Below are 12,694 nucleotides of genomic sequence, written 5' to 3'. Positions count from 1 at the left end.
TCTCGTTGGCTTTTTGGGCCGGGCGTCCCGTACGTTCGGGAGCCCGGCCCGTTATTTTGAAAGGAAGTGGGGATGAACCGCTTCATCGACATCAACCCGGAGAGGTGCATCGGCTGCGGAACATGCCAGTCCGCCTGTGCCGACGCCCACCGGATGCAGGGTCTTCAGGATACGCCGCGCCTGGCGCTCGTGAAGACCGGCGGTATTTCGGCCGCCCTTGCCTGCCACCATTGCGAGGGTGCCCCCTGCGCCGAGGTCTGCCCGGTGAATGCCATCGAGCACGATGGCGATCGCATCCACGTCAAGGAGCAGGAATGCATCGGGTGCAGGCTGTGCGCCATCGCGTGCCCCTTCGGAGCCATCCATCCCGATGGCACGTCTATCGCCGGTGTCGCAGGCATGTGCGACCCGACGCCTTCGTATCCTAAGTCCCTGAGCAGCCTGCTTACGTGGGCTCCCGGCCAGTACACCTGCGCTGTCAAGTGCGACCTGTGCGCCTTCGATCCGGACGGCCCGCATTGTGTGGCGGCGTGCCCCACCAAGGCGCTGACCGTCATGGGCGGCGCGGCCGATCGCGAGCTCGACGAGGCCAAGCGCCTGCGCTCGATTGAAAACGGTCCGTCCGTCGACGTTACCGCTGTGGCCCAGGGCCTGTCCGAGAAAGCAGAAGGGAGCGTAAACAATGGATAGCATGACGCTGTTTATCGCATCGCTTGCCGTCTCGTGCATCGGTGCGCTCGCCTCGGTTCTGCTGATCAAGGCCGATAACGCCGCCAAGACCGCCGGCTGCCTTGTCGGCGCCGTCGCGGCCGTGCTGTCGTTCATCGCGGGCCTCGAGGCCGTGCTTGGCGACGTTTCGTCCCTCAACACGGTCTTCTTCTTCCCGTTCGCCCGTCTCGAGCTCTTGCTCAACGGCCTTGCGGGCCTGATCGTGGTCCTCATCTCGATTCTCGCCTTTGCGGGCTTCATCTACGGTCTGTCCTACTTCGACGAGTACCCGGGCAAGGTCGGGCGCGCCGGCTTCTTTATGAACACCTTCGTCGCCTCGATGATGCTCGTCATCACCGCCGACAACGTGTTCTGGTTCCTGGTCGCCTTTGAGCTCATGTCCCTTACGAGCTACTTCCTTGTCGTTATCGAGGAGAACAAGAACTCCATTAGGGGCGGTTGGCTCTACTTCGTCATCGCGCACGTGGGCTTCGTTCTCATCATGGCGAGCTTCCTGCTCATGACCAACGGCGTGGGCGGTTCCTTCAGCTTCAGTGATTTCCGTACGCATGACTTTGGACCCGCCGTCTCCTCCGCGTGCTTCGTCCTCGCGTTCTTCGGATTTGGCGCGAAGGCCGGTATCATTCCGCTGCACTCCTGGCTGCCCCAGGCGCACCCCGAGGCGCCGTCCAACGTGTCCGCCCTCATGTCCGGCGGCATGATCAAGATCGGCATCCTGGGAATCCTCAAGGTCGGTCTCGACCTGCTCGCGGGTTCGGGCGTCCAGCTCTGGTGGGGCCTCATGGTCCTGGTCTTCGGATCCATCTCGTCGGTCCTGGGTGTCGTCTACGCCCTCCACGAGCACGACATCAAGCGCCTGCTTGCCTATCACTCCGTCGAGAACATCGGCATCATCTTGCTCGGTGTCGGCGCGTCCATGACGGCGCACGCCCTGGGCAACGACGTCATCGCGACGATCGCGCTCATGGCCGCCCTCTACCACACGCTCAACCACGCCATGTTCAAGGGCGAGCTGTTCCTCGGCGCGGGCTCCCTGCTCTATGCCACGGGTACGCGCAACATGGAGAAGATGGGCGGTCTGTTCCGCCGCATGCCGGTCACGGCCGTCTGCTTCCTCATCGGTGCCCTTGCCATCTCGGCCATCCCGCCGCTCAACGGCTTCGTTTCCGAGTGGTTCACCTACCAGTCCCTGTTCAACATCTCGACGCTCTCCGACCCGGTCGTCATGGTGTTCGCCGTCGCCTCCGCGGCCGCCCTCGCCATCACCGGTGCCCTGGCCGTCACGTGCTTCGTGAAGGCCTACGGCGTCTCGTTCGCGAGCAGCCCTCGTTCCCAGGAGGCCGCGAACGCCAAGGAGTCCCCGGCCCCGATGTTGTTCTCGCAGATGCTCCTCGCGGCCATCTGCGTGGTGCTGGGAATCGGCTCTCCCGTCATCGCCCCGGTTCTGGGCGACGTCGCCCAGAGCGTGCTTGCCGGCTCTGCCATCACAGCCACCTCGGGCGTGTCTCTGGTGAACGAGATTTCCGGTGCCGCCACCTCCACCCCCGCGATCGCCATCGCGCTCGTGGTCCTCACCGGCCTCGCGTTCGTGTTGAGGTCCTGCCTCGGCACCAAGGCCCCCGCTAAGAAGACCGACCCTTGGGCGTGCGGCTACGAGCCCAACGAGCACATGCCCGTCGTCGCCACGAGCTTCGCGTCAGACGTAGAGCTCTTCATGGGCCCGCTCTACACCCTGCGCGAGGTATGCACCAAGATCTGCTGGTCCATCGCGCACGTGTTCCAGAAGCTCACCGGTGTCGCCCAGGGCGTTGAGCCCCTGCCCGACCGCTTCCTGGTCGATGCACCGAGCGAGGGTGCCGATAAGCTGGCCGGCCTCGCCTCCAAGATCGAGGGCGGCAACTACTCCGTATACATCTGCTACATCGTCGCGGCGCTCGTGGTCTTCCTCGTGCTCGCCGTGGTCATGGTCTAGAGAGGGGAGAGGATATTATGAACATCGTTCTTGCGATAGCGCAGGGCCTCGTGGTCATGCTGGTCGCGCCCTTCTTCTCCGGCCTCGCCCGTGTGATTCGCGCGAAGATGCACAATCGCCGCGGTCCGTCCATCCTTCAGGATTACCGGGACCTCGCGAAGCTCATGGCGCGTCCCGAGTCCGTGAGTTCCGACTCGAGCTTCGTGCTGCGCATCATGCCGCCGCTGTTCCTCGCGGTGTCGTTCATGCTCGCCATGGGCCTGCCCATGTTCACGCTCGAGAGCCCCATGCCCGTCTTTGGTGACGCCATCACCATCATGTACGCGCTCGCGCTGTCCCGCTTCTTCTTCGCGCTGTCCGGCGTGGATTCCTCCAACGCCTACGCGGGCTTCGGCGGTATCCGCGAGCTCCTCATGAGCGTGCTCATCGAGCCGTCCATGCTCATCGCGCTGTTTACCGTCGCCATCGTGTGCGGCTCCACGGGCATTGCGACCATGGGTCAGCACATCGTTACGGGCAACGTCTCGAGCGTCGTCGCCGTTATCCTCGCCGGCGTCGCCTTCGCGGCCGCCTGTTACATGGAGCTCGGCAAGCTTCCGTTCGATCAGGCCGAAGCCGAGCAGGAGCTCCAGGAGGGCCCGCTCGCCGAGCTCTCCGGCCCGTCCCTGGCCATGATGAAGCTCGCCATGGGCATGAAGCAGGTCGTGGTCGTCGCTTGGTTCACCTCCATCTTCATCCCCTGGGGAGAGCCCGCGACCATCGGCGTCACCGCTCTCGTGGGCGCCGTCGTCTTCCTCGTCAAGTGCCTGGTCGATTTCGTCGTCTGCGGCGTGCTCGAGAACTCCGTTTCCCGTTCGCGCTTCAAGGTGCTCGGTAACCAGACCTGGGCCGTCGTCGGCATCGCGGTCCTCGCGTTCGTCTTCGTCGTCGTAGGCGTGTAGGGAGAAGGGAGAAACTATGTCAATCGAATCGAGCTTGTCCCTCTTTGCCATGGTGGCGATCGCCGTCCCCATGCTGGGCTCCCTGCTCATCGTCATGCTGCCGCGTCCCTACGCTAAATGGATCTGCGCCTTTGCCGGCGGCATCGCCACGGTCGCTTCCGTTGGCTTGGCCGCGACGTTTGCCGGAAACGGCATGAACGCGGTCGATGTAACCTGGGCGAGTATGGGCCAGACCTTGGTCATGGGCTTCATATTCGACCGGATGAGCACGCTGCTCGCACCCGCGTTCGTCGCTATCGGCCTGCTCGTCGTCATCTATTCGTTCCCGTACATGAGCGATAAGAATAAGGAGCATCCCGACGCGCCCCGTCGTCGCTTCTACGTGTACTTCTCCACGTTCATCGGCGCCATGGCCGGTCTCGCCTACAGCTCCACCATCGTCGGCCAGCTCGTTTTCTTCGAGATCACCGGTGTGTGCTCCTGGGGCCTCATCAGCTACTACATGACGCCCACGGCCAAGAAGGCCGGTATGAAGGCGCTCATCATCACCCATATCGGCGCTCTGGGACTCTACATCGGCGCGGCCTTCCTGTTCGCCGGAACCGGCACGTTCGCGCTGAGCGCGATCTCCCAGCTCGATTCCGGTATGAAGACCGTCGTGCTGCTGCTCATCCTGTTCGCTGCTTGGGCCAAGTCCGCCCAGTTCCCGCTCTACATGTGGCTGCCCTCCGCAATGGAGGCCCCCACGCCCGTTTCCGCCTACCTTCATGGCGCGTCCATGGTTAAGGTCGGCGTGTGCGTGTTCGCCCGCGCTCTTGCGAGCGCCGGCGATATCCCCGAGATCGTCGGTTGGGTCGCCATCATCGACGCCGTCGTGACCATGCTCTTCGGCTTCCTCATGTACCTGCCCCAGAAGGATATGAAGCGCCTGCTCGCCTTCTCGACGATCGCGCAGCTCGCCTACGTGTTCTTTGGCCTGGGCCTCTCCGTGTTCGGAAGCCAGATGGCGTTTAACGGCGCCGTCGAGCACATCTTCAACCACGCGTTCACCAAGACCCTGCTCTTCCTCATCGCTGGCTCTCTCAGCTTCACGCTGGGAACCCGTATGCTGCCCAAGATCCAGGGCCTCATGAAGAAGTACCCGGTCACGGGCGTGGGCTTCGCGGTCGCCGCGACCGCTATCGCCGGCGTGCCCCCCATGAGCACGTTCTTCTCCAAGTTCCAGATTATTTCCGGTGGCTTCGCGGTTGGTGCTTCCAACACGGTCATCTTCGTCCTCGTGTGCGTCATGGTCGTCGAGACCGTCGCCACCTTCGCATGGTTCCTGCGTTGGATGGGTAAGGTCCTGCCCGGTGAGCCGAGCGAGACCGTGGCCGCCGGCCAGCCCCTTCCGCGCGCCATGGCGTTCGTGTTCGTCGTCCTTATGATCATGGTCGTCGTCGCCGGTCCTCTGTCCTCTAGTTGGATGGGTTAGGAGGTAGGACATGGGTTATTCGTTAGTCAATATCCTGGGCGGTCTTCTGATCGTGACCTCCACCATGGTGGTCGTCTCGAAGACCATCCCGTCCGCCATTAAGTGGTACGCGATCCAGTCGGTTGTCCTGGTGGGCGTGCTGCTCACCCTGGGCCTCACCACCGGTGCCACCGAGCTTCTCATGTGGGCCGCGTCGGCCTTCGTCACCAAGGTGATCCTCGTTCCGTTCATTCTCAACCGTGCCTACAAAAAGATGGGTTCGCCTGCCGATAGCACGCTGACCTCCTCCATCAAGCCGGCCTGGACCATCATCCTCACCGGTCTGGAGGTGGCCATCTGCTTCGCGGTGGTCACGCGCCTGAGCCTGCCCACCGCTGAGGTGGCTACTCCGGCCCTCGCCATCAGCTTCGCGCACTTCTTCGTCGGCCTCACGTGCATCATCTCCCAGCGCAACATCCTCAAGCAAATCTTCGGGTACTGCCTTATGGAGAACGGTAGCCACGTGACGCTCGCCCTGCTCGCGCCCACGGCCCCCGAGATCATCGAGATCGGCATCGCCACCGACGCCATTTTCGCCGTCATCATCATGTCCGCCGTCGTCGTGAGGATCTGGAACGACACCAAGTCGCTCGACTCCCACGACCTGACCGAATTGAAGGGGTAGGCCATGGATGTTTCAATGCTGACGGTCGCCCTGCTCGCTTGTCCCCTCGTGTTCTCCCTGATTATGGCTGCGCTCCCCAAGACGACGTCCTACAGCGTCTTTGCGGGGCTCAACACCATCTCCGTCGCGGCGACCCTCGTCCTTTCGGTCGTCACCGCGGGAACCATGCTCTCGAGCGGGCAGAATATCGACGCTTTGGGTCTGTGGCTCCATCTCGATTCGCTCTCGTCGATCTTCGTCCTTCTGGTAGGCATCATCGGGTTCATCACCGGCGTGTACTCCATCTCCTATATCAAGATCGATATCGAGGAGAAGACCATGCCGGCCGAGCGCACCAAGCAGTACTACGCGCTGTTTAGCCTGTTCGTTTTCACGATGCTGCTCGCCTGCCTGTCCAACAACATCATCCTCACCTGGGCGGCGGTCGAGGCCACCACGTTGTCGACCGTGTTCCTCGTAGGCATCTACAAGAACAAGCAGGCGCTCGAGGCGTCTTGGAAGTACGCGATGGTCTGCACCGCCGGCGTGGCCTTCGGCCTGTTCGGCACGCTGCTCATCTACGCGAACGCCGCCGATATCATGCCCAACGCGCATGAGGCAGCCTTCCTCACCTCCATCATGCCCTACGCCGACCAGTTCGACCCGATGCTCGTGCGCCTCGCGTTCGCGTTCATCGTCATCGGCTTCGGCACCAAGGCGGGCCTGTTCCCCATGCACACTTGGCTGCCCGACGCGCACTCCCAGGCTCCGAGCCCGGTCTCCGCGCTGCTCTCGGGCGTGCTGCTCAAGTGCGCCATGCTGGTGATCATCCGCTTCTACTCCCTGTCCATCATCACGGTGGGCGACACCTATCCGCGTACGCTCCTGCTCATCCTGGGCACGCTGTCCATCCTGGTGGCCGCCCTGTGCATCTTTAAGCAGGACGATATCAAGCGCCGCTTCGCGTACTCCTCCGTCGACAACGTCGGCGTGGTCGCGCTGTGCCTGGGTATCGGTGGTCCGCTCGGTATCGCCGCCTGCCTGCTGCACTGCATCTTCCACGGTTTCACGAAGGCGCTCGCCTTCTGCATGGCCGGTAACATCCAGCACATCTACCACACCCGCGACCTGAACAAGATCAAGGGCGTCGTCGAGATCGCTCCCGTCACGGCAGCGCTCACCATCATCGCCCTGCTCGCGCTCGCCGCCTTCCCGCCGTTCGCCCTGTTCATCTCCGAGTTCCTCACCTTCGTGGCCGGCGTCCAGTCCGGTCCCATCTGGGTGGTCGTGCTCGTGGCCATTGGCCTCACCGGCGTGTACTTTGCCCTTACCGGCATCGCGCTCAAGTCCATCTTCGGCAAGGCGCCCGAGGGCATGAAGCGCCACGAGGTGTCCGCCCTCATGATCATCCCCGAGATCGCCCTCGCGATCGTGGTCATGTGGTTCGGTATCGCCACCCCGGTCGCCATCACGAGCGGCGTCGAGGATGCAACGTCCGTCGTTTTGAACCAGAGCGTCGAAGAGCTCCACGAGGCTCCTCTCTACCGCATGGTGTTCAGTTCCCAGACCAAGACAAGCGAGGTGAATTAGCACCATGGCAGAACCTGAAAAGAAGGACTACGCTCGTCGTTGCGAAAGCCACGTCGAGGCCCTGCGCGCCGCAGTGCCGGGCGCTATCGAGAAGGTCGAGTGGCAGTGCGAGGACCAGCTGACGATCACCGTCAAGCAGGACAAGCTGCCCGAGGCCGTCCACTACCTGTATTACGAGCGCTACGGCTGGATTCCCGTGATCATCGGCAACGATGAGCGCAGCCTGTGCGGCTGTTACGCCGTGTACTATGTCATCTCCATGGAGGGGGAGGATCCCGGTTGGGTGACCGTGCGCACCGAGGTCGATCCCGCCAAGATGACGTTCCCGTCCGTGACACCGTTCGTCCCCGCCTGTGTGTGGGGCGAGCGCGAGCTGCGCGACATGTTCGGCTTGATTCCCGAGGGTCTGCCCGACCGTCGTCGCCTGGTGCTGCCCGACGATTGGCCCAGCGGCCTGTACCCGCTGCGCAAGGATTCGATGGACTACCGCTTCCGTCCCGCTCCCGCGAGTGACATGGAAAACTACGAGTTCTTGGCCGATACCAAGGGCAAGGAGACGACTCTTGTCCCCATGGGCCCGTTGCACATTACCTCCGACGAGCCCGGCCACTTCCGCCTGTTCGTTGAGGGCGAGACGATCGTCGACGCCGACTACCGTCTGTTCTACGTGCACCGCGGCATGGAGAAGGTCGCCGAGACGCGCCTGAACTATGACGCCGTGACGTTCCTCGCCGACCGCATCTGCGGCATCTGCGGCTGCGCCCACTCGGTGGCCTATGCCGAGGCCGTCGAGCGCGCCCAGGGCATCCATGTCCCGCCGCGCGCCCAGTACATCCGTGCCATCATGCTTGAGGTCGAGCGTCTGCACTCGCATCTGCTCAACATTGGCCTGGCGTCGCACTACACGGGCTTCGACTCCGGCTTCCAGCAGTTCTTCCGCGTCCGCGAGAAGTCCATGGACCTGGCCGAGAAGCTCTCCGGTCACCGCAAGACCTACGGCCTCAACGTGATCGGCGGCGTGCGTCGCGACATTTTGGCCGAGCAGAAGCTCTCCACGCTCACGACCATCCACCAGCTGCGCTCCGAGGTTCAGGAGCTCGTCGACGTCTTGCTCTCCACGCCCAACTTTATTGAGCGTACGAGCGGTATCGGCATCTTGGACCGCAAGATTGCACGCGACTTCTCGCCGGTCGGCCCGCTCATGCGTGGCTCGGGCTATGCCCGCGACGTGCGCTTTGACCATCCCTTCGACGGCTACGCCGATCCGGACGTTCAGAAGATGCATGCTGCTACGGCAGACACCTGCGATGCCTTCGGCCGCACCGCCGTCCGTATCCAGGAGGTCTACGATTCGATCGACATGATCGAGACCATGCTCGAGAACTGCCCGTCGGGCCCCATCCTTACCACGGATTGGGAGTACACCCCGCACAAGTACGCCATCGGCGCCACCGAGGCTCCGCGCGGCGAGGACGTGCACTGGGCCATGCTCGGCAACAACCAGAAGTGCTACCGCTGGCGCGCCAAGGCGGCCACGTACAGCAACTGGCCGGTCCTGCGCTACATGTTCCGCGGCAACACCGTGGGCGACGCGGCGCTGATCGTCGGCTCGCTCGACCCGTGCTACTCCTGCACCGACCGCGTGACGGTGACCGATGTCGCCGCCAAGCGCGACCACGTGCTCGACAAGGAGCAGTTCGAGAACGTCTGGCGCGACAAGTCGCCGCTTGCGGGCGAGGGCACCATGGCCGCTCCGCTCGATGAGGAGGCGCTCTAATATGCTGAAGCTTTGGAAGGTTAACGCCAAGGCCGGCGACGCGACGGTCAAGTACCCGTTTGCGCCGTTTCCCACCAACAAGGACATGCGCGGCAAGCCCGAGCACAATGCCGAGCTCTGCATCGCCTGTGGAGCCTGCGGCGTGGCGTGCCCGGCCGATGCCATTCGCATGGACACCGACCTTGCGGCCGATACCATCACCTGGTCGATCGACTACGGTCGCTGCATCTTTTGCGGCCGCTGCGAGGAAGCCTGCCCCATGGAGGCCATCAAGCTCACCGAGGAGTTTGAGCTGGCCGTCATGAGCAAGGACGACCTCACCAGCAAGAGCGTCTACACGCTCGAGCACTGCTCGCGCTGCGGCAAGCCGTTCGCCCCGCACAAGGAGATTGACTACGCTAAGCGCCTGCTGCAAAAGGCCGGCGGCATGGAGGCCATCCAGGCTGCCCGTACCGTCGGTATGTGCCAGGAGTGTAAGCGCGAGCTCGACGCCCTGCGCGCCGCCTCGGCCGTAAAGACCGGCAACGCGCACGGCATGGCTGCCAACGAGACGCTTGCGTCCGGTGAGCCCCAGGGCCCCGGCATGGAGTATCTGGGCGGCCACGGTGTGAACCCGGAGTATATCGACCGCGAGCTCAACCCCGATGCGCCCGAGATTCCCGCCGGTCCGGCGCCGGTCGAGGGCATCATCATGGATTTTGAAACGAAGGAGGAGTAACCATGGCCGAACCCACGCTTTTGCCCGAGCGGCTTCAGTACCGCCCGACCAAGATCGAGCTCGACGAGAGCATCGAGAAGGCCAAGGCGACCCTTCTTAAGAAGATCAAGCGCTCGGTGTACGTCTACCGTGTCGACTGCGGCGGCTGCAACGGCTGCGAGATCGAGATCTTCGGTTCCATCACGCCCGTCTTTGACGTCGAGCGCTTTGGCATCAAGGTCGTGCCCTCGCCCCGTCACGCCGATGTGCTGCTGTACACCGGCGCCGTGACGCGTGCCATGCGCATGCCGGCCCTGCGCGCGTTTGAGGCCGCACCCGATCCCAAGATCGTGGTGTCCTATGGCGCGTGCGGCTGCACCGGCGGCATCTTCTACGACAACTACTGCGTCTGGGGCGGCACGGATAAGATTCTGCCGGTCGATGTCTACATCCCCGGCTGCCCGCCCAGCCCCGCGCAGACCGTCTACGGCTTTGCCATGGCACTTGGCCTGTTGGACCAAAAGCTCCATGCCGAGACCACGGTGGAGGCTGCCGGCGAGCAGGCCGATATCCTGCACCCCGGCGTGCCGTACAAGCTGCGCGTTGCCATCGAGCGCGAGGCTCGCGCCATGAGCGGCTACCGTTACGGCCGCGACCTGGCCAACGAGTTTATGGATACGCTCGAGGGCGCGCCCAAGGGCGATATCCGCGGTGCCATGGCGCTGCTCATCGACAAGCAGGACGATCCTCGCCGCGTTGAGGTCTACTCTGCGCTGCAGGATCTGGTGCTGGCCGGAGGTCGCTAGATGGAGCTCACGGACCGCTCTGGTTACTTTGCGGGCCCCGGCATGCTCGGCGGCTCCTTTGGCGATGCCTCGCGCGCAAGCGACGAGGCCGCCGAGGGCGTCGCCGACCCCTGCTTGGGCCATGCGCCCGACCAGGTGGTCTTCTATGAGCTCACGCGTAAGTTTGTGGAGACCGAGGAAGACGTTCCCCAGGAGGCCTGCGACGTGCTGTACTACACGCTCGCCGTGGGCCACCACACCGGCGTGCTCGATTGCTTTGAGCCGCGTCTGTCGGTGCCGGTGGATGTGTTCTATTCGCTCGTCGACGCGTTGCCGGAGGGGGAGGCCAAGACCAAGTTCGAGGCCATCCGCTCCTTTGGCGAGTGCCAGCTTGACAAGGCGGCGGTGCCGTCGCTGCTCGAGGCCTGCGACACGCTGCTCGACGAGCGCGGTTTTCGCGGGTCGGCCAAGGCCGGCATCTCGGTGTTCGACGACGACTTTGGCCTGCATGCCCAGCAGGTCGCGTTCTTAATGAAGTTCCGCGATCTGGTGGAGCGCGTGCGCGATGTGTCGGGCGTGTATCTGACGGGGAGGTTGCAGTAATGGGTCGCGTTGTGGATGGTCGTGTGAACGGCGCCCCGTTTGCGGGTATCGTGCTCACGGCGGGAAGCGTGCTGCGTGCCGACGATGCTGCCGGCCCCGTGCTCTCCAAAAAGATGCAAGACGCGCCCATCGCCGGTTGGTACACCATCGACGGCGGGCAAACGCCCGAGGATGACATCATCGAGGTCAAGCGCGAGCGTCCGCCGCGTTTGGTTTTGGTCGATGCCGCCGACATGGCGCTGCCCGTCGGCGCCATCCGCTTGCTCGACAAGCGCGATGTGGCCCGCAAGTCGATGTTCACCACGCATTCGCTCCCTTTGTCGATTCTGATCGAGGAAATCGAGCAATCGTGCGAAGATATCGTCTTCATAGGGATTCAGCCGGGCGATACGGAGTTTTACAACCCCATGTCCCCGGAAGTCTTTGACGCCGTCGACGCCGTGTACGACGCCGTGGCCGCCAACGACTTTTCCCACTTTGTCCGCTTGGGACAAGAGCAATAGGAGCGCTTGTCCCTGCTGATTAGGAAAGAAGTGATTGACATGGCAGATTCCAAGGCGGAGTACCCCGCTCCCGATTGCCTGGCGCCCGCCGCGATCGAGGCCAAGACCGAGGCCGCCGGCGTGACCAAGGCCAACCTGCCGGTCGCAAAGGCCTTTCTGTTGGCAATGTTCGCCGGTGCGTTTATCGCCTTCGGCGGCCTGTTCTTTACCGTGTTTTTGAGCGACAGCACGCTGGGCTGGGGTGCCCAGCGCGTCGTGGGCGGCCTGTGCTTTTGCCTAGGCCTGGTGCTGGTGCTGGTGTGCGGCGCCGAGCTGTTTACCGGCAATTCGCTTATGGTCTGCGCGCTCAAGAGCAAAAAGATCACTCTGGTCCAGATGCTCAAGGCCTGGGTCGTCGTGTGGGTCGGCAATTTTGTCGGTGCCCTGTTCATCGTCTTTTTGGTGTACATGGCCGGCATCTATAAGCTTAACGGCGAGGCGGTCGCCAACTCCATGGTGAGCGTCGCCGCCGGCAAGGTGACGATCGACTGGGTGACGATCTTCTTCCGCGGCATCCTGTGCAACATCTTTGTGTGCCTTGCCGTGTGGATTGGTACCGCCGGCAAGACCGTGGTCGATAAGGTCGTGGGCATTCTGCTGCCCATCGCCGCCTTTGTGGCCTGCGGTTTTGAGCACTGCGTTGCCAACATGTACTTTTTGCCCATGGGTGCCGTGATGCACGCGTGCGGCTATGGTGCCGACGTCGCCGGCGCCGATGCGCTCAACGCTGCGGGCATTGCGTTTAACCTGTCCGCCGCCACGTTGGGCAACATCGTGGGCGGCGCGGTTCTGGTCGCGCTCGGCTACTGGTTTATCTACGCTAAGAAGTCCGAGGCGTAAGGTACCGTCTGTTTGACGTTGGGCCTCCCGCGGGGCGTTGCCGTGCGGGAGGCTTTTTGGGTCCGGGGCTCGTTGCCGGGCTGTTGGCCTGTTGTGTTTGG

Annotated in this window: 12 protein-coding genes; all 12 read left to right on the top strand. The window is 63.3% G+C overall.

What is annotated here, in order from left to right:
• The first annotated feature begins 72 nt into the window (after window positions 1–72).
• The 12 genes from DXC52_RS04975 to DXC52_RS04920 are packed head-to-tail and all read left to right on the top strand — an operon-like array spanning window position 73 to window position 12,593.
• On the top strand, window positions 73–690 hold the full coding sequence (locus DXC52_RS04975) for a 4Fe-4S dicluster domain-containing protein (protein ID WP_117746396.1): 618 nt from the start codon (window positions 73–75) through the stop codon (window positions 688–690).
• Complete coding sequence (hyfB, locus tag DXC52_RS04970) at window positions 683–2,701, top strand: hydrogenase 4 subunit B (RefSeq protein WP_117746395.1); 2,019 nt, start codon at window positions 683–685, stop codon at window positions 2,699–2,701. The genes DXC52_RS04975 and hyfB overlap by 8 nt, the downstream gene beginning before the upstream one ends.
• A gap of 17 nt (window positions 2,702–2,718) precedes the next feature.
• Complete coding sequence (locus DXC52_RS04965) at window positions 2,719–3,642, top strand: respiratory chain complex I subunit 1 family protein (RefSeq protein ID WP_117746394.1); 924 nt, start codon at window positions 2,719–2,721, stop codon at window positions 3,640–3,642.
• A gap of 16 nt (window positions 3,643–3,658) precedes the next feature.
• The gene (locus DXC52_RS04960; RefSeq protein ID WP_117746393.1) at window positions 3,659–5,116 is read left to right on the top strand and encodes a hydrogenase 4 subunit D; all 1,458 of its coding nucleotides are present in this window, start codon (window positions 3,659–3,661) and stop codon (window positions 5,114–5,116) included.
• Between the two features lie 10 nt (window positions 5,117–5,126).
• Entirely contained in the window at window positions 5,127–5,780 is a 654-nt protein-coding gene (hyfE, locus tag DXC52_RS04955) for a hydrogenase 4 membrane subunit (RefSeq protein ID WP_035138044.1), read from the top strand.
• A gap of 3 nt (window positions 5,781–5,783) precedes the next feature.
• Window positions 5,784–7,349: a hydrogenase 4 subunit F gene (locus DXC52_RS04950; protein WP_117746392.1), complete on the top strand. Its 1,566-nt coding sequence runs from the start codon at window positions 5,784–5,786 to the stop codon at window positions 7,347–7,349.
• 4 nt (window positions 7,350–7,353) lie between these two features.
• Complete coding sequence (locus DXC52_RS04945; RefSeq protein WP_117746391.1) at window positions 7,354–9,126, top strand: NADH-quinone oxidoreductase subunit C; 1,773 nt, start codon at window positions 7,354–7,356, stop codon at window positions 9,124–9,126.
• 1 nt (window position 9,127) lies between these two features.
• Window positions 9,128–9,844 (top strand): formate hydrogenlyase complex iron-sulfur subunit, encoded by a 717-nt coding sequence (locus tag DXC52_RS04940; RefSeq protein ID WP_117746390.1) that lies wholly within the window; start codon window positions 9,128–9,130, stop codon window positions 9,842–9,844.
• A 2-nt stretch (window positions 9,845–9,846) separates the two neighbouring features.
• Window positions 9,847–10,629 carry an NADH-quinone oxidoreductase subunit B family protein gene (locus DXC52_RS04935; RefSeq protein WP_006234107.1) on the top strand — a complete coding sequence of 261 codons (783 nt, stop codon included), beginning with the start codon at window positions 9,847–9,849 and terminating at the stop codon, window positions 10,627–10,629.
• Complete coding sequence (locus tag DXC52_RS04930; RefSeq protein WP_055286175.1) at window positions 10,630–11,211, top strand: formate hydrogenlyase maturation HycH family protein; 582 nt, start codon at window positions 10,630–10,632, stop codon at window positions 11,209–11,211.
• Window positions 11,211–11,714 carry a hydrogenase maturation peptidase HycI gene (gene hycI, locus DXC52_RS04925; RefSeq protein ID WP_117746389.1) on the top strand — a complete coding sequence of 168 codons (504 nt, stop codon included), beginning with the start codon at window positions 11,211–11,213 and terminating at the stop codon, window positions 11,712–11,714. Before DXC52_RS04930 ends, hycI begins: the two co-directional genes overlap by 1 nt.
• 39 nt (window positions 11,715–11,753) lie before the next feature.
• Entirely contained in the window at window positions 11,754–12,593 is an 840-nt protein-coding gene (locus DXC52_RS04920) for a formate/nitrite transporter family protein (protein ID WP_117746419.1), read from the top strand.
• The last annotated feature ends 101 nt before the right edge of the window (window positions 12,594–12,694 follow it).

This window comes from Collinsella sp. TF05-9AC, from assembly GCF_003438495.1.
Taxonomy (GTDB): Bacteria; Actinomycetota; Coriobacteriia; order Coriobacteriales; family Coriobacteriaceae; genus Collinsella.
Note: the sequence above shows the minus strand (reverse complement) of the source record. Positions and strands in the feature narration are given on the sequence as shown.

Bases quoted from the DNA above. Each gene is read 5' to 3' on its own strand.
- DXC52_RS04975 (WP_117746396.1), top strand. From the start codon at position 73: ATGAACCGCTTCATCGACATCAACCCGGAGAGGTGCATCGGCTGCGGA.
- hyfB (WP_117746395.1), top strand. From the start codon at position 683: ATGGATAGCATGACGCTGTTTATCGCATCGCTTGCCGTCTCGTGCATC.
- DXC52_RS04965 (WP_117746394.1), top strand. From the start codon at position 2,719: ATGAACATCGTTCTTGCGATAGCGCAGGGCCTCGTGGTCATGCTGGTC.
- DXC52_RS04960 (WP_117746393.1), top strand. From the start codon at position 3,659: ATGTCAATCGAATCGAGCTTGTCCCTCTTTGCCATGGTGGCGATCGCC.
- hyfE (WP_035138044.1), top strand. From the start codon at position 5,127: ATGGGTTATTCGTTAGTCAATATCCTGGGCGGTCTTCTGATCGTGACC.
- DXC52_RS04950 (WP_117746392.1), top strand. From the start codon at position 5,784: ATGGATGTTTCAATGCTGACGGTCGCCCTGCTCGCTTGTCCCCTCGTG.
- DXC52_RS04945 (WP_117746391.1), top strand. From the start codon at position 7,354: ATGGCAGAACCTGAAAAGAAGGACTACGCTCGTCGTTGCGAAAGCCAC.
- DXC52_RS04940 (WP_117746390.1), top strand. From the start codon at position 9,128: ATGCTGAAGCTTTGGAAGGTTAACGCCAAGGCCGGCGACGCGACGGTC.
- DXC52_RS04935 (WP_006234107.1), top strand. From the start codon at position 9,847: ATGGCCGAACCCACGCTTTTGCCCGAGCGGCTTCAGTACCGCCCGACC.
- DXC52_RS04930 (WP_055286175.1), top strand. From the start codon at position 10,630: ATGGAGCTCACGGACCGCTCTGGTTACTTTGCGGGCCCCGGCATGCTC.
- hycI (WP_117746389.1), top strand. From the start codon at position 11,211: ATGGGTCGCGTTGTGGATGGTCGTGTGAACGGCGCCCCGTTTGCGGGT.
- DXC52_RS04920 (WP_117746419.1), top strand. From the start codon at position 11,754: ATGGCAGATTCCAAGGCGGAGTACCCCGCTCCCGATTGCCTGGCGCCC.